General features: G+C 65.2%; 11 protein-coding genes. 8 read left to right on the top strand and 3 right to left on the bottom strand.

All coding sequences use genetic code 11. From position 1 onward, the window contains the following. Positions 1-30 precede the first annotated feature (30 nt). Positions 31-1,362 carry an MFS transporter gene (locus tag AC1DGI_RS12135; RefSeq protein WP_476899017.1) on the top strand — a complete coding sequence of 444 codons (1,332 nt, stop codon included), beginning with the start codon at positions 31-33 and terminating at the stop codon, positions 1,360-1,362. Between the two features lie 110 nt (positions 1,363-1,472). Next, entirely contained in the window at positions 1,473-2,765 is a 1,293-nt protein-coding gene (locus AC1DGI_RS12130; protein ID WP_476899016.1) for an ArgE/DapE family deacylase, read from the top strand. 83 nt (positions 2,766-2,848) lie between these two features. Here AC1DGI_RS12130 and AC1DGI_RS12125 read toward each other — a convergent pair whose 3' ends face one another. After that, positions 2,849-4,132 (bottom strand): NYN domain-containing protein, encoded by a 1,284-nt coding sequence (locus AC1DGI_RS12125; RefSeq protein ID WP_476899015.1) that lies wholly within the window; start codon positions 4,130-4,132, stop codon positions 2,849-2,851. Positions 4,133-4,457: 325 nt separating this feature from the next. Between AC1DGI_RS12125 and AC1DGI_RS12120 the strand changes: the two genes are divergently transcribed. The 5 genes from AC1DGI_RS12120 (at position 4,458) to AC1DGI_RS12100 (ending at position 7,877) form a co-directional block, all read left to right on the top strand. Next, positions 4,458-4,985 carry a hypothetical protein gene (locus tag AC1DGI_RS12120; RefSeq protein ID WP_476899014.1) on the top strand — a complete coding sequence of 176 codons (528 nt, stop codon included), beginning with the start codon at positions 4,458-4,460 and terminating at the stop codon, positions 4,983-4,985. Positions 4,986-5,012: 27 nt separating this feature from the next. After that, complete coding sequence (locus tag AC1DGI_RS12115) at positions 5,013-5,555, top strand: trehalase-like domain-containing protein (protein ID WP_476899013.1); 543 nt, start codon at positions 5,013-5,015, stop codon at positions 5,553-5,555. Beyond that, a complete protein-coding gene (locus tag AC1DGI_RS12110) occupies positions 5,525-5,851 on the top strand; it encodes a glycoside hydrolase family 15 protein (protein WP_476899012.1) in 327 nt (108 codons plus the stop codon). The genes AC1DGI_RS12115 and AC1DGI_RS12110 overlap by 31 nt, the downstream gene beginning before the upstream one ends. Before the next feature lie 134 nt (positions 5,852-5,985). After that, positions 5,986-6,783, top strand: a complete 798-nt coding sequence (locus AC1DGI_RS12105) for a glycoside hydrolase family 15 protein (protein ID WP_476899011.1) — start codon at positions 5,986-5,988, stop codon at positions 6,781-6,783. A 26-nt stretch (positions 6,784-6,809) separates the two neighbouring features. Beyond that, entirely contained in the window at positions 6,810-7,877 is a 1,068-nt protein-coding gene (locus AC1DGI_RS12100) for a tellurite resistance/C4-dicarboxylate transporter family protein (protein WP_476899010.1), read from the top strand. Positions 7,878-7,915: 38 nt separating this feature from the next. Here the strand turns inward: AC1DGI_RS12100 and AC1DGI_RS12095 are convergent, their stop codons facing one another. Further along, the gene (locus tag AC1DGI_RS12095) at positions 7,916-8,155 is read right to left on the bottom strand and encodes a zinc-binding dehydrogenase (RefSeq protein ID WP_476899009.1); all 240 of its coding nucleotides are present in this window, start codon (positions 8,153-8,155) and stop codon (positions 7,916-7,918) included. 359 nt (positions 8,156-8,514) lie between these two features. On the opposite strand from AC1DGI_RS12095, the gene AC1DGI_RS12090 reads away from it, so the two are divergent. Further along, a complete protein-coding gene (locus AC1DGI_RS12090; protein WP_476899008.1) occupies positions 8,515-9,753 on the top strand; it encodes a restriction endonuclease in 1,239 nt (412 codons plus the stop codon). Between the two features lie 282 nt (positions 9,754-10,035). On the opposite strand, the gene AC1DGI_RS12085 is transcribed toward AC1DGI_RS12090, so the two are convergent. Beyond that, complete coding sequence (locus AC1DGI_RS12085) at positions 10,036-16,497, bottom strand: DUF4011 domain-containing protein (protein ID WP_476899007.1); 6,462 nt, start codon at positions 16,495-16,497, stop codon at positions 10,036-10,038. Positions 16,498-16,578: the final 81 nt, after the last annotated feature.

The following is a 16,578-nucleotide window of genomic DNA, read 5'->3' as shown; positions in this document are numbered from 1 at the left end:
AACTCAACCCCGCTCGAAAGGGCTCACCCAGTGACGACCTCCAACTCAGTCTCCTCCACCGCAGGTGCTCCTCCGGTGATCTCCGGCAAAGACGCCGGAAAAATTGCCCGCGCAGCCTTCGTCGGGACCGCTCTGGAGTGGTACGACTACTATCTCTTCGGCACCGCCGCGGCGCTGGTCTTCAACCGGCTCTTCTTCACCAACATGGACCCCACCGCCGCCCTGCTGGCCTCCTTCGCCACCTTCGGCGTCGGCTTCGCCGCCCGCCCGATCGGCGCCGTCATCTTCGGCTACATCGGCGACCGTTACGGCCGCCGGCCGGCGCTGCTGATGACCATCGTCATGATCGGCGCGGCCACCGCTCTCATCGGTCTGCTGCCGGACTTCGGCAGTGTCGGCCTGGCTGCGCCCATCATGCTCGCTGTTCTGCGTCTGGTTCAGGGCCTTGCCGTCGGCGGCGAGTGGGGCGGGGCAGTGACCATGGCCGTGGAGCATGCTCCGGTCGAAAAGCGCGGCCGGTACGCCGCGCTGGTCCAGGTCGGCTCGCCGGTCGCGACACTTTTGGCCTCCGGTGCCTTCTCGCTCGTCCTGCTCTTCCCGTCCGAAGCCTTTGACGCCTGGGGCTGGCGCATTCCGTTCCTGCTGGCCTTCCCGATGCTCGGTATCGCGCTCTGGATCCGCCTCAAAGTCGAGGAATCCCCCATCTTCAAGGACCTGCTCGCCCAAGGCGAAACGGCCAAGGTCCCGGCCCTCGACGTCTTCCGCCACGCTGGTGGCCGCCTGCTGGTGGCAGTCCTCGCTGCTCTGCTCGGCGTCGGCGGTTTCTACATGATCACCACCTTCGTCGTGAGCTACGGCGCGAACACCCTGAAGGTGGACCGGAACGTCATGGTCAACGCGACGCTGGTTGCCGCCGTTGCCCAGATCGGCGTCACCTTCCTCATGGGCCGGCTGGCCGAGAAGATCGGGCCGGGCAAGGTCACCATGTGGGGTGGCATCGTCAGCGCCGTGACGGCGTTCCCGCTCTTTGCGATGATCGACACCAAGTCGCCGCTGATGATCACGCTGGCCATCACCGTCGGCATCATGCTCATAGCCGTCGCCTACGCCGTCAACGGCGCCCTGCTGACCGAACTGTTCCCGGCCAAGCTGCGCTACTCCGGGGTGGCCCTGGGCTACAACATCGCCGGCGCCACCAGCGGTTTCATGCCCCTGCTGGCCACGGCCATGCTCGGCATCTCGAACAACCAGTCGTGGGGTGCGGCGCTGATCCTGGCGATCATCTCCCTGCTCACCGCCGTCGGCGGGTTCTTCGGCGAGCGCCTGCGCGTTCAGGACAAGAAGCTCGTCGCCAGCAGCTAACGCCGGGACGCGGCCGCGGGCCGTAGCTCAACCTTACGCAAATGCTCAACCACCACACTCGGGGAGCCGTCCGCCGCCGGACGGCTCCCCGAGCTCATTAGGAGACGAACATGCTCAGTGACGACCAAACCCGGCGCATTCTGGACGCCGTCGACGCCGCGTTCGACGCCCAGCTTTCCTTCACCCAGGACCTGGTCCGGCACCCGTCGCTGCGGACCCGGGAGGGCAGCGCCCAGGACCTGATGCACGGGGCCATGGCCGGCCGCGGCCTGGAGATGGACCGCTGGGAGCTGAACGCCGAGGAGCTGTCCGCCCATGAGGGCTTCGGCCCGGTGACGGTGTCCTATGACGGGATGACCAACGTGGTGGGCACCTACCGGCCGGCCGCCGAGCGCGGCCGTTCCCTCATCCTCAACGGCCACATCGACGTCGTCCCTGAAGGCCCGTCCGAGGCCTGGTCCCGCGTGCCCTGGGACGCCCCCATCATCGACGGCTGGCTGTACGGCCGCGGCGCAGGCGACATGAAGGCCGGGCTCGCGGCCAACCTCTTCGCCTTCGACGCCGTCCGCACCGCCGGGTTCGAGCCGGCCGGCCGCATTCACTTCCAGTCCGTCGTGGAGGAGGAATGCACGGGCAACGGCTCCCTCTCCGCCCTGATGCGCGGCTACGGCGCCGACGCCGTCATCATTCCCGAACCCGAGGAGGACATGCTGGTGCGCGCCAACGTGGGCGTGCTCTGGTTTAAGGTCAGGGTCACCGGCAGCCCAACCCATCCGCGTGAGATGGGCACCGGCTTCAACGCCATCGACGCCGCGTACACAGCAATGGTGGCGCTGCGTGAGGTCGAGGAAAAGTGGAACGCGGACCGGGTCCAGCACCGCTACTTCGAAGACCTGGACCACCCGATCAACTTCAACTTCGGCGGGATCGCGGGCGGGGACTGGCCCTCCAGTGTCCCGGCCTGGTGTGAGTTCGATGTGCGGGCGGCCATCTATCCCGGCATCAGCGCCGAACAGGCGTGGGCCGAACTCCAGGAGTGCCTCGAGTCCCTGGGCCGCGGGCCCGCCCCGATCAAGGCAGTGGGCGAGAAAACGGGGTTCTTCTCGGAAGGCTACGTGCTGGAACCGGGAAGCGAGGCCGAGGCCGTGCTGGAGCGCACCCACGCGCAGGTGTTCGGTCGGGAGCTGGAAAGCTTCACCACCCCCGGCTACCTGGACGGCCGGGTCTTCACCCTCTACGCCGGCACGCCTGCGCTGGTGTACGGCCCAGTCTCTGAAGCGATCCACGGCTTCGACGAGCGAGTCTCGGTCGAATCCATCCGCCGGATCACCAAGAGCATCGCCCTGTTCATCGCTGAGTGGTGCGGCATCGACGAACGGCCGGAGGCGGCTGCGGAGGGTTAGCCGACGACGGCGGCGTCCGACGCCGGACGCCGTCAGACGTTTCGCTTGCCAGTAGCGCTGGGAAGGCATCGGGGGGAAAAGGATCACTCTTGACTCTGTGGCTCCTGGAAGTGGAGCCACGCTGCAAGTTCGCATCTCTCCGCTGCGGTTGCTTCCAGCCCTGCCAGCTCGGCTCTCCGCAAGACGCCGTTGTACAGTGCCCGGGCGATGGTCGGGGCGTCCGGGGCCGGTTTCGCGGACAGGTCGACGGCGCCGTTCTGGCATGCTCGAATAGCAAACGTAAATGCCCGACGTGGGATCTCTATACCGCTTCGCACCGCCTGATCCCGGGACCATTTGGAGGCTTCCGTGAAGTTGAAGACGTGCTGCTCCGCATACGCTTGGAGGGTCTGATAAATGACCGCCCATCCGCTCGAAGCTATCGTCGGCATCCCGGTGACCTCCGCAAAATTCATAACGATGGCTGGCGGGCTGGGCCTCGAGCTCTTCGGCCTTGCTACCGGCTCGTTGTGGCGGACGGCATCCCACAGGTGGTGCTGCGAAAATCGGACGTCGGGAAGTTCCAAGTCCTTAACTGCTCGAAGAAACGATCCTGCTCCAAACCAAGCACCATCTGTTGAGCCAGTTCCCGACATCATCTGGAGGTCGGACGACAAACGCGCCAGGTTGATAGGAGCGGTCGCTTGGGAGTAGATTTCGCGCACCCTCTCCGAAAATGCTTGGTACTGCGGACCGACATCTGAAACAGCGACCAGCGGCGGAGGTGCGGACGGCAGGTCATTGAGTTCGGGACTCGATTCCTCTAATTCGAGTTCAGTGTCCGCGGCAGGACCTTCGGCGACCAAGTCAAACATGTCCTGCTCGTCGAGGAATCGGTCGGCAAGCGATTCATAAGCCGTCGCAGTTGCCGAAGTGGCAATAACCGAAATTCGACGGTCATCTGCTCGCAAGACTTGAAGTAGAGGGGTGAAGTCCGCGTCGGCGGATGCGACAACGAACTCCTCGTATCTCGTGTTCGCCCTCAGAGCGCTCATGACATCGATGACGATACGAATATCGGCGCCATTTTTCGACCCCCTGGTCAGTGCCGGACAGTCCACGACTTCGAAGCCAGCCTGCGTGAAAAAAGGCCGGTACTTAGAAAAATACAAACGCTCGCCGGGTTTTAGCGGGTCGGGAAGCCAACCCGCCGGATTCATGTAGCACCGTAGCACCAGCCATCGGCGAGTGGCGTCGTCGGAGTTGCTACGGGTCAATTTGTGGAGCCATCGTGAAGGGCTCGTAACGAGTGCCGTGGCGGATGCCGGGTCCGCTGCCATCAAGCCGCTGAAGAAATTATCAAAGTCAAGGAATAGCGCTGCTCTCATGGTCCCGTCGACAACCTTTCCTGTTGGCTGGCTACATACTGGCACAGTTGAAATAGCGTCCGCCCAGTTCGGCGACGTGGCGGCTGTATCGCGAGAGTAACGGGCTCCTTGCGCTCGGCGGCCGGGAACAGATTTTCGGCAGCGCTCCCGGTTTCCGTCGCCTGTATCCTGGCCTGCTACGTATGGATGCGCCCCGGCACGGTGCCCTCCACCAGCGATCGATGACGTCCGCGGTGCCAACGTCGCCCCCGCCGGGCAGTCCGGCCCTTGCCGGTCCCTCTGGGGCTACTTTAAAGCTGAAGCATCCAGTTTTTGTAGGTGCGTTATGGAACCAATCCCGGCGGCCCGCACGCCCGAACCCACGGCGGCGGTTCAGATGGACTGGCCAGGCTGGGCACTGTTCGGGCTACTGGCCACTACAACCCTGACCGCGGTGATGATCGCCTGCCAGATGGCCGGCTGGACCCGGCTGGACCTGCCGCTGGTGCTGGGCAGCCTCGTCACGCCGGACCCGGACAGGGCCCGGATTGCCGGGTTCTTCATCCACATCGCGGCCGGGCAGGTCTTCGCCCTCGGCTACGCGGCGGTCTTCGCGCTGCTGGGCAGGGCCACCTGGTGGATCGGCGCGCTGCTGGGCCTCCTGCACGTCGCCGTCGCGCTGACCATCATCCTGCCGCTGCTGCCCGGCATCCATCCCCGCATGGCCAGCACCAGGGCCGGTCCGGCCAGCCGCGCCGCCCTGGAACCACCCGGCCTGCTGGGCCTGAACTACGGCATCCAGACCCCGGCCGTGGCGGTGGCAGCCCACCTGGTCTACGGCTCGCTGCTCGGGTTGCTCCTCACGGTCCGCTGACCGCAGCGCGAAAGAAGGTGAAGCGCCGTGGACGCCACAGCTCCCTCCCCCACCCTCGCCGACTACGGGCTGCTGGGCGACACCCGCACGGCCGCCCTGGTCTCGGCCGACGGCAGCCCCGTCTTCGGCTCCCTGCCCGGCGGCCCGGAGGCCGGCACCTTCCGCGCCTGCCCCGCCCGGCCCGCCCAACGAATCGTCCGGCGATACCGGCCGCACACCGCGACGCTGGAAACAGTCTGGGCCACCGACGGCGGCACGCTCACCCTCACCGAGGCGATGGTCGCGGAAGTCGCCGGCCAACTGCTCCCCACCACCCTCCTGATCCGGAGGCTGGAGGCCGAAGGCGCACCGGCGCAGGCGCCGGCGCCTTTGATCCGCGCTTCGGCGAGCGCCACCTCCGCCCGCGCGTCCGGCGCGGGCAGCACGTGGTCTGCGAGTGGGGCGCCCTGGCCATGTCTCTGGGCTGCAGCGGCGGGCTGCGGGTGGAGCCGGGGACGACGGCGGCCGTCACCGTGGTGCCCGGCCGTCCGGTGGTGCTGGTGCTCGCCCTGGCCTACGCGGAGCCGTTGATCTGGGTGGATCCCGACAGCGCGTGGGAGCTGGTGGGCGCCGACGAGGCGCGCTGGCGGGAGTGGACGGCGGGCGTCAGCGACGACGTCCCGTTCCGTGAACCCGTGCTGCGGAGCCTGCTGACGCTGAAGCTGCTGACCTACTCGCCGTCGGGCGCGCCGGTGGCCGCCCCCACCACGTCCCTGCCGGAGGACCCGGGCGGGCTCCGGAACTGGGACTACCGGTACGCCTGGCCGCGGGACGCCAGCATCGGCATCGCCGCGTTCCTCGCCGTGGGCAAGGACGCCGCGGCCTGAACTTCCTGAACTGGCTGCTGCACGCCAGCCGGCTGCAGCGGCCCCGGCTGCCGGCCCTGCTCACCCTCACCGGCGGGCATGTCCCCCGCGAGCGCACCCTGGCGGGCTGGCCGGGGTACGCGGGCAGCGCCCCGGTGCGGACGGGCAACGGCGCCGCCCACCAGCACCAGCTCGACGGCTACGGCTGGGTCCTCGACGCCGCCTGGAACCTGGTCAAACAGGGGCACCGGCTTAACTCGGAGACGTGGCGGGCGATGCGCGGCTTCACGGATCTGGTGGCGCGGCGCTGGCCGGAGCCCGACGCCGGCATCCGGGAAATCCGCGATGATCCGGCGCACCATGTGCACTCCAAGATCATGGGCTGGCTGGCCCTGGACCGGGCACTGCGCATTGCCGAAACCCACCGCGTCAGCGCACGACGGCGGCGCCGCTGGGAAACGGCGCGAGCCGCCCTCGCCGCCGACATCACTGTCCGGGGATTCGATGCGTCCCGGAATACCTACACCCGCTCCTACGGCTCGAGCGATCTGGACTCGGCCCTGCTGATCCTGCCGGTGACCGGTTTCGAGGTGCCGGGTTCGGCGCGGCTCCGGGGTACGGTCGACGCCGTCGCCGCGGAGCTGTCCGCCGGCTACCCGTTCCTCTACCGCTACCCGCCCGGCCAGGACGGACTGCCCGGGAAGGAGGGCGCCTTCCTGTCCTGTTCCTTCTGGCTCGTCCAGGCCTTGGCTCTCACCGGAAGGGCCGCAGAAGCCGAGGAACTGTTCGAAGCGCTGCTGGAAGCCGGCGGCCCGTTGGGCCTGTTCAGCGAGGAAGCCGATCCGGGCACCGGGGCGCTGCTGGGGAATTACCCCCAGGCCCTGACGCACACCGCACTGGTCCAGGCGGCGCTGGCGCTGCGGGATGCTGCTGCGACGGAGCGGCATGGGTGAAACCGGCAAGCCCTAAGCTGGGTGCCATGTCCACTGCCCTTGCCGGTCGCACCCCCTTCGGCTGCCGTATCTCCCAGGCGGTGCAGACCCTCACCCCCGGGTACTTCGCCCTCACGATGGCCAGCGGGATCATCTCGGTGGGGCTCGAGCTCGAAGGCTTCACCGCCCTGTCGGCGGCACTCCTGGTGGTCTGCGGGATCTCCTACGCCGTGATCCTGGTGCTCAGCGTGGTGCGCCTGGTCTGGTTCCGCGCCGACATGCGCCGGGACTTCCTGGATCCTGCCCGGGCGTTTGGGTTCTTCACCTTCATCGCCGGCACGAACGTGCTCGGGGTGCGGCTGGGGATGGCGGGGTGGCCGGGGACGACGGCGGCGCTGCTGGCCGTCGCGGTCCTCGCCTGGGTGGTGCTCGGCTATGTGGTGCCGTGGACCGCCGTCCTGGGCCGCGCCGAGCGGCCCGTGGTGAAGGACGCAAACGGCAGCTGGTTCATCTGGTGCGTGGCCAGCCAGTCCGTGGCGGTCGCGGCAGCCTCGCTCGAACCCCAGGCCGGGCCGGACTGGCGCGCCGCGCTGGCGCTGGTCGCCGTCGTCGCCTGGTCGGTGGGGCTCATCCTGTACGCCGCGGTGGGGATCTTCGTCTCGCTGCGGCTCATGACCTACCCCATCCGGCCCGAGGACCTGCGGCCACCTTACTTCGTGGCCATGGGCGCCATGGCGATCAGCGTCCTCGCCGGCGCGCGGATCGTCGAGATGTCCGGCGCGCCGATGGTGGACGCGACCCGCGGGCTGGTGGCCGGCTCCTCCGTGGTGTTCTGGGCCTTCGCCTCCTGGCTCTTCCCGGTCCTCCTCGCCGCCGGCTGGTGGCGACACGTGATCCACAAGGTGCCGTTGTCCTACGAACCCGGGCTGTGGAGTGTGATCTTTCCGCTGGGCATGTACGCCGTCGCCGGGATCTACCTGGGCCGCGCCGACCAGCTGCCCATTGTGGCGCTGATCGGACGCACGGAGCTGTGGCTGGCTGTCGCAGCCTTCCTCGCCACCCTCGCAGCGATGCTCTGGCATACGTGGGCCACGCTCGTGCGCCCGGGCCGGTGACGCCCCTCTGGGTAGCCGCTACGGATGCACCAGCACCTTCACGGCGGTGTCCTTGTGGTTGATGAGGGTGTCGAAGCCCTGCTCCAGAGGCCGTCCAGCACGATCGTGACTCCCCCGGGCCGGACGGCGTCGAGCATGGTGTCCAGCACCGCGTTCACGCCGGCGCATTCGAAGGCGACGTCGGCGCCGGTACCGCCGGTGATTTCCGGCACCCGGGCCAGGACGTCCTCCTGGCTGGGGTCCAGGACCTCGTCCGTCACCCGGCTGGAGGCGGCCATTTCCTTCCGCGCCTGGGTCAGTTCGCTGATGATCGTGGTGGCGCCCGCTGTATCAGGCTCGAGAACGTTACATTCAATCCTTCAAGAGGGCCATCGGCGAACAATGGAAGGCGAAGGAACTACGGGAAGCAGGATTTCCGACCCCGAAGGTTTAGGTCCTCAAGAGGAGGATGGATGTTCGCGACCTCATGAGACCCGCGTGTGAGGACGAGCCTCAAGCCTCGAACGAGAACGCACACGAAAGCTGCGCCTGACGGACTGCCTAGAGTGCGCCCGTTCCCGCACGCAGTCAGCCCCAATTGAGCTCGACGCTGCCGTAAATACGGCGTCGCATCGGATCAGCCAGCTAGGCTGCACCCATGAGTGAGATATTGGCAAATGATGCACGCACAGCGTGGGCGTGGCATGAGTACAAGCAATCAAGGAACGCCCGGGAGATCTCGGATGGACTAGCCCTAAAAATTCTCGATGCGGTCCCTGCTGGTGATCACGTCGAGGTTCTGGCAGACGGCGATATATGGGTAGAAGCGAATGTCCTGCGGGCCAAGGACAGAAAGCTTAGTCGTGCGGCATCGAACTTTCTTGCACGCACAATGCGCCGTTGGATTATGGTGACTGAACAGCTAGGTCCTGCCTTCACAATTGACGGTCCGGCCGCTGGTGGGATGAGCATCGGATCTGCTCAAATTGATCCCGAACCAAGCTGGACTACGTCACTCGGTGACTTGGTCGTGAAGGTTTTCCTTGATGACCGTGATTCACCGACTCTGGAGCTAATACAAAAGGGGGCCGGTTTCGATATTCTTCGCCTTCCATCAGTTGATGATGTTCCAGAGGCTCCCGACCTGTCGCAGGTAACGGCCGAAACGGCGGGGTCTGCCACACGAGAAGACTTCGTTCTGATGACCGATTGGCGGGCTGCTGAGTCCTTCGCTTTAGAGCACATGAAGCATCTCGGGTTTCCTGGATCACACCTCACCGGCGGCTCCAGCGACAAGGGTGTGGACATAGCTCATTCGCATGCGGTCGCACAAGTTAAGGTGCAGGGCGTCCCAGTGGGCGCCCCCATGATCCAGCAACTTCGTGGCGCAAGCCCAGAGCTGCAGCATCACCTCTTCTATTCAACGTCAGGATACACGACGGCTGCGATTCATGAAGCCGAATCATCGGGAGTGGCCCTCTTCCTGATGGATCAGTGGGGAAGAGCGACACCGGTGGAGGACTATGCCCGCAAACTGGAAATCGATTCGAGTGCCCGGAGCAATGGTCCGGAAGCAGTCGTCGCGGACTATATGAGTCAGGTCGCACAGCGTGTTCAGTTGGCCGTCAGCAATTATGGTTCTGATGAAGCGATCAAATGGATAGGTAAAGAGGAAACGCGTAAAGGTGTGGCATTGCGAGCTCTTGGATACCTAATGAATGCAAAGCACAAGCTGGGACGCGCTCCGCAAATCGGCGATGCCAGCCTGAAGTCCGTCCTGAACTATTACCGTCATATGGAACTGCTGGCAGCCGTTTCCTGTAGAGAGCTGGGGTATACCTACCCCGGGAGTGCTCCGGTAGGAAAGAAAGCCATGTCCTTGGACGATTTTTACTGAGCCAGAATCTGCTGAATGAGCTCCGGAGTGAGAGTTAGTTATGGAAAGTCACGTCCGCCGGTCTTCAAGGTCCTGCGTCCCATCGCCGGCTTCTTCCACCTCTGGTGTCTCGGATACTGCACCCAGCTGTTTTTAAACAATTTCACTGTGTGGTGGAAATGACCAGGGACCGCGGAGAAATTCGAGACAGCCAGGTGCGCCGACTCTGCTCTGGAATCCTCCCAAATTCGGATGAGTGTGGCCGGGCGTACCTGCCCGGCCACACCTTGTTCCAACGCCGCACTACGCGGCCAGGTGCACCACGTCGCCGCGCAGCTCAAGCCTGTCCGTATCCACGCCATACTGAAGCCCCTCGTTCAGCCGCGCGGTGATACCGGCAGTCAGCCGCTTCCCGCCAAAGAGTCGGATCGTTTCCCGGTGCAGCTCGCTGACAGAGATCCCGCCGGAGCCACGGACCACGTCCACCATGGCGTTGCGAAGCTCCACAACACTGATGTGCTCAGGTTTCCGGTCGATTTCCTGTCCGTTAGGCCGGAAATCAGTCCATTCCGCCGGGTCAACGGATGCGTCCCAGATGAACCCGTCGCGGTCGCAGCGGTGAACCGAGGAATCCAGCGCGTCCAGGACTGAATTGGCCCGGTCCGCGTTCATTTTGTTGAGGTTGAACGCCGCGCAGGCGAGTTTGGCCAGACGCTCTTGGTGCACGGGGCCTTCCGCTTCCACAATGGTGCGGATGGCGTCCCGCACGGCAAGTACCGAACGCCTGGAAGGCAGCGCATCGAGGACGTCCCTGCCACCAAAGCGACGGACGGTCCAGGGCTTGTACTCGGGATGTTCCTGGTCGACGACAGCTGCCGAAACCCCGGATCCGCCGCCCCCGGATCCGCCGCCCGCGGAAGCCAAGAGCGGAGCAAGGCCGCCAGCATGGGCAGTAGCGGCCGCCGTTGGTATCGGGCTGTTCAAAGCGACTCCAGGGATTGAAACAGCCGGCTCAGCATTCAGACCTTCCACTCCCACGGAACGAACCGGTTCGACTTCGCCGCCAGAAATCCCCGAACCCGCCTCAACAAACGCCTTCTCCAGCTTGTCCAGCACGGACTCACGGTCGCTAATCCAGGCCGGCAGCCACACACGCTGCACTGACGGCCAGCGCATCATCCGGGTAAGAACATCCCCCGGCAATCCATCCCGGTCCCCCGCCGTGCGCCGCGCAGCCCAGGCCGGGCTATCCAGGAGGATGGCCATGGACGGCCGGTCGGGGGAGTCCAGCGAAGCCAGGCTGATGTCGACCTTGAAGTCGGACAGCCCGACGTCGGTGGCGACGGCATACTCGCGGTCCCGGAGCGCGTCGGCGATTTCCTCGCGGTGAAGATCAACCGCCATGGTGCGGCGGCCGTCATAGGGCAGGGCGCCGGTTCCTTGCTCGGCAAGATCCAGATAGGAGCGCAGGTGCTTGACCCCGACGGAGCTTGTCTCCTCGGCCCGCAGCTCGGAGGGGCTGAAGCTGGAGAACACGATGACCTGCCGCCGCGCTCGGGTCACAGCCACGTTCAGCCGCCGTTCGCCGCCGGCCCGGTTCAACGGGCCAAAGTTCAGCGGCAGGTAGCCCTTGTCGTTTTTGCTGAAGCCAGTCGAGAAAAGGATGGCGTCCCGCTCGTCACCCTGGACGTTTTCAAGGTTCTTCACAAAGAGACCCTCCGGGTCTTCGTCCAGCGCCTTGATAATGCGCGGGTCATCAGTGTCGCGGAGCAGGCTCTCGATTAATGCTCGCTGTTGCAGATTGAACGTCACCACGCCCACCGACGGCGAACCCGAGCCTTCCTCGAACCGCCGTCGCACTTCCGCCACGACGGCGGCCGCCTCGATGGGGTTGGTCCGCAGCACCTTCGAAGTTCCCGTCCGGTGGAACTGGCCGTCGACTCGGACGTAATTTACGCCGTAACCGCGCACCCCGGGGTCCGGGGCTCCGTGGGAGGGACCGGGGAAGGACGAGAGCTTGCTCTCGTAGTACTGCTGGTTGCTGAACGCGATGAGCGATTCATCCTGGCTGCGGTAATGCCAGGAGAGCCATTGTCTCGGAACGCGCGCCTCAACGCATTCAGACAGGATTGACTCCATGTCCTCAACAGCGGCGATCTCGTTCTCCGCATCGTCGAGGGAATCGTTGGACGGTTCTGCGAACGACGTCGGGGGCATCTGCTTGCTGTCACCCACCACCACCACCGAGGCGCCGCGGCCCATGGCACCGACGGCGTCTGCCACCCGGATCTGCGATGCTTCGTCGAACACCACAATGTCGAAGAGGCCGGCTCGTGCCGGGAAGAATCGTGCCACGGAATCCGGGCTGACGAGCGTGCAGGGCATGATCTGGGTGATGAGGTCTGCGTAGTTTTCCATCAGTTTGCGGACGGTGAGACCGCCGCGCTGCCGGGTCAGCTGCCGCTGCAGCTCTCCCATACGTCCGGAGGTCGACGACGTCGACACCCGCCGTGAATTCAGGACGCCGGCGGCAAGGTTGCGTTTGAGCAGCTCGCGTACCAGCGTTGCCCTGGTGGTGAACCGCTCGATGGTTCGTTCGTGGGCCTGCGCGTCAAAATCCTGCAGTCCAGTTGCCCGGCCGCGTTCCTCCAGGGAGCTCTCCGCCAGTCCCCGCTCGAAAGCTGTGGCGGCGTCATCCGCGTCGAGTTCGCCGTCCAGAATTGCGTTGCGCACGCCGGGCAGGCCCACGGAGCGCAGCGGCTCCACATGGTGCAGCAGTTCCAGCCACCGTTCCAAGGCGCGGGACCCTGCGGCGTCGAGACTGCGTGCGGCGCGTGTGCTGCCCCAAGCGTCCAGGAATCCCCTGTTCCCGGTCCAGCGTGCGAGTTCGACTTGGTCGACGGCCGGGACGTCCGTCAAGGCTTCCCACGCTGATGCGAGCTCGTACAGCCAGGCAATGACGTTCTCGTGGACGGGCTGGCCGCCGTCGAGGAAGGTGCGCAGAGCCGTTTGGAAGGGCACTCTTCCGTCGCCGGCGTTGGGCTGGACGGCTTGCGCCGCCCACCGCAACCACCCGAGGCGACGTTCCAGCGCCTGCTGGCCGGCCTCGGTCAAGGGATTCCAGCCACGGGGGACGGCCACACCGGGAACCGACTGCGCTTCGCTCTGGAGTCCGCGGATCTCGAGCTGCGCGGCGACCAGACTCTGCATCAACGGCACGAGTTCCTTAGGCCGGATGCTCGCACCCGCGTGCACCACGGAGTCAAGCTCCGCCACTACTGCCAGCAACCGCTTCTTGCGCCCGAAGAAGCCGCTGGCCGCCGCCTGTTCCGCGCGGCCCAGGATCTCTTTTAGCGGCAGTTCCATGGCTTCAGGGCCCACCTTGTCCAGGCCCGGGTGGTTCACCGCCGCGAACGCCGCCACCAACTGCTCCAGGTGCTGGGCGCCGGCGGACCACTGACCAGACCTGACGACGTCGAGGGTTTCCACCGGGACACTGCGATCCTCAAGGAGCGCAGCAAGCGTGCGAACGTCGTCAGGGGATGCGGCGGACACGACGACGTCAGGCAGCCCGTCAACGGATCCGGCAACGTCCAGAGCCTCGTCGATTCGGCGTCCCACCTCGGTAAGTTGAGCCTTGACGTCGGGGCTGGCAGCGAAGGTGACGAACCGCCACGGGTGTTCAGCCGCGGGGCGGGCCCGGTCGGTGTACTCGGGCAGCTCACGCAAGAGGGCCCGCACGGGCTCAAGGACCGCCGCGTTTGCCGAAGAGGCGAAATCCGCGCCCAGCGGGAGCCCGGGGATATCCGGATCGAACGTCAAGGCTTTGGTCCGGGCACTGTAGAGGGACAGCTGGGCGCCGTTTTCCTCGTGCAGACGGCTGGCATAGCGAACCAGTCCGCGACGCGCGGCCGCGAGGTCGGTGGACGCGGTGTCCAGCTGCTGGGCATCGGAATCCACACGCAGCTCCAACGCGTGCTTGATTTGGGCCCGGACGGCCGCCGGTTTACTGCCCTTGTCGTGCAGGTCCAAGGAGAAGGGACCCATGCCCACCTCCTGGAGGCGCTTCTGCACAACGTCCAGAGCGGCGCGCTTTTCGGCGACGAACAGGACCCGCTTACCCTCGACGATCGCTCGGGTGAGCAGATTCGTGATGGTCTGGGACTTGCCCGTGCCGGGAGGACCTTCCAGCACGAAGGTCTGGCCAGCAACCGCCGAGGCGACGGCCTGCAGCTGCGACGAGTCGGCCGGGATGGGACACAGCGCAGACAGAGCATCGAGATCCGGCTCCTCTGCAACATCCACCTGATCGTTGAAGAGTTCTGTAGGGCTGCTGATGAGATGGTCCACAAGTCGGTTCTTGGCGAACTGCTCCCAGCTCTCGTCCAGGTCCTTCCAGAGCCGGAATTTGGCGAACTGCAGCATGGACAGGTCCACGGTGTTCTCCACCCGGAACGCGAGTCCCTTGGCCGATACGGCTTCCCTGACGGCGTTGAAGGCGGCGTCGAGGTCGATGCCGGATCCATCTTCCGTGGGTTCGGCCAGACCGGGAATCCGAAGGCCATGGGTCTGGGCTAGCTTCTCAAGCAGACAGTAATTCGGCGTTGACTGCCCGGCTTCATCCAACGTGACCCGGTACAGGCCATTCTTTCCAGCAGAAGTCAGGTTGACCGGGACGAGCACGAGCGGCGAACGCAGGGCTCGGCCATCCAGGTCCCAAAGCAAACTCCCGAGGGCCAGGTACAGGTTATTGGCGCCGGTTTCTTCGGCCTGGGTCTTGGCTTTGTAGGCCAGGCCCCGCATTTTGGAGTTGTAGGCCTCCTCGGTGACCTCGGCGAAGACAGCCTTTTTAGAGCTGAGGAGGCCAATAAGTTCGTCCTGCGGAAGGTCCCGGCCGAAACGGTTGCCGCGTTCCTGGTGGACGGCGCTGATCTGGTTGGACGGAAGCAGGCTGATGGGGGTGCCGTTGTTGACGAGATCTTCGAACGGGCCAATCCACGTGCTGGGAACGGCTAACGGGAAACGTGCCGTGTCGGTGAAGTTGATCAGCCGGTTTCTGAGGCTGAGGTCCAGCAACGCGTTCTTCCACTGGGTGACGCGCGGCGGTACATCTGACGCGGTCCCCAGACGCGGCGCTAACTTGCCTGCCTTCTCTGGAAAGAGCGGGGCAACCTTGGCCTGCGGGACGTACTTGGTGACGACCAGCTCTCCGGAGGGAGCGGTAGTTCGTGCGGGTAAAGGGTAGATGCCATCAAGCCGGGCGCGGCGGACATCCGTGACTGCTTGAATTTCGTCGTGACCCGTTTCGATGTAGTTAGCTTCCGGGGAACGTCGGAGCATGGCCGGGGTGATGGGCTGGCTGCTTGCCAGCAGTGTGGTTTCTACCAGACCGATGTAGCCGCGCTGGACCAGACTGACAAGTTCGGGGACGTCGTCGGAAGCCGCCGTCGAAAGCCCTGTGTCTTCCCGCCAGTACCCAAGGAACGCGTGACCGTCGACGACCCACAGAAGCGGCGCGACGCCGCAGAACTCAAGCGCGGCTGCCATGACGACCGTCGTATCGAGGCAGGTTCCCAGGCGCTCTTCCAGCACTTGGGCTGGAGTCCGGACCTGCTGGCCCTGCAGACCCCAGCTGGCGGGTGGCATGCTGTATCGGATGTCGCGGTTGCTTGCTGCTTCAGCCAGCGCGAAGACTATTTCGTCCACCCGTTCGGCACCGTCCATGTACCCGTCAAGGCTGCTGCTGCCCGTGGTGCTTGCCAGGATGTCGGCCGCTTCGGAGACCAACTTGGCGATAGCAGGGTGATGAGGCTGAACAAACGCTGCTAAGAATTCGTAGGAGACGAGACCTCTGCCGGCGATCCAGAGCTGGGCCGGGAGGAGCTGAAGGCGCGCTTCCGCCTTGCCTAGATTCGTTGCCGCTGAGCCGGCGGCACCGCTCTCGATCGTGACAACCACTCGGCCAGGCTGCTTGTCGGAGAGCTCATACATCGTGGCGGCGGAGACGTGCACGTCGACATCGTCCAAGACGATCGCCTGCCCAGCAGCGAGGTCAACGTACTGCTGGAAGTCCTCTGAGATCCTGCCCGTGCTGGCGAACGCCTCCACGCGGACTACAGCACCGCGAATCTCCGCGCCCGGGTTGGTGATCTTGATTTGCCGTACAAACTTGAAGCCGTTGTGCACCATGGCATAGCTGAGCGACTCGGCGGCCGTAACCTCGACTTCCACGGCATGCTTTTTCACCGGGCTCCCTGGCGCCTCGAGCGGCTCCGTGTGTTCTCTTGCTTCTGTCCTGACCGGGGCCTCCGGCGCTTGGCCTGCGCCTTCTGCGCTGTCGCGCAACTTGTATTCAGCGAGCAGGGCGCTAAGCGCCTGCGCCGCGCCCTCTAGCTCCAGATGCTTGGCGAGGCGGCTGGCAGTATCAAGCGCGCGGTATGTGTCAGCGTCATCGAAGGTCTCGTTGTGGGCCCAGAGGTTTCGGGTCTGGCGAAGCTCGGAGGTGTAGCTTCGGGCGTCGTGGCTGAGGTTGAAGGGGTAGCCAAGGGATCCCAACGGCTCCGTCATGACCCGGAGCTGCACGCTCAGATCCGTGGACGAGTATGTTATCGGCGCTCTCCCGGCGCTGGCATCCTTGTGCTCCAGAAGCTTCGGCCACGAAATGCCCGGCGCAACGCCTTCCAGTACTGAAGCAATGTGTGAACCAAGGCTGGCTGCCAAGGTATCCAGAGCACGGCCAACGTACTCGCGGTTGGAAAGCCCCATTGTGTTCCCCCATCTTGGGCGCCTGCGTCGGCGCCGCCCACCTCAACTCAGCCCAGAGTAGTACTCGGTGGAGTGACACCC

This window comes from Arthrobacter sp. 05N428_2 (assembly GCF_056397065.1).
The sequence above is the reverse complement of the archived record's forward strand: the minus strand, read 5'-3'. Positions and strand labels throughout refer to the sequence as shown.

Excerpts from the sequence above, each read along its gene's own strand:
- AC1DGI_RS12100 (WP_476899010.1), top strand. The coding sequence starts at position 6,810 with ATGTCCACTGCCCTTGCCGGTCGCACCCCCTTCGGCTGCCGTATCTCC.
- AC1DGI_RS12120 (WP_476899014.1), top strand. The coding sequence starts at position 4,458 with ATGGAACCAATCCCGGCGGCCCGCACGCCCGAACCCACGGCGGCGGTT.
- AC1DGI_RS12095 (WP_476899009.1), bottom strand. The coding sequence starts at position 8,155 with ATGGCCGCCTCCAGCCGGGTGACGGACGAGGTCCTGGACCCCAGCCAG.
- AC1DGI_RS12085 (WP_476899007.1), bottom strand. The coding sequence starts at position 16,497 with ATGGGGCTTTCCAACCGCGAGTACGTTGGCCGTGCTCTGGATACCTTG.
- AC1DGI_RS12130 (WP_476899016.1), top strand. The coding sequence starts at position 1,473 with ATGCTCAGTGACGACCAAACCCGGCGCATTCTGGACGCCGTCGACGCC.
- AC1DGI_RS12090 (WP_476899008.1), top strand. The coding sequence starts at position 8,515 with ATGAGTGAGATATTGGCAAATGATGCACGCACAGCGTGGGCGTGGCAT.
- AC1DGI_RS12125 (WP_476899015.1), bottom strand. The coding sequence starts at position 4,132 with ATGAGAGCAGCGCTATTCCTTGACTTTGATAATTTCTTCAGCGGCTTG.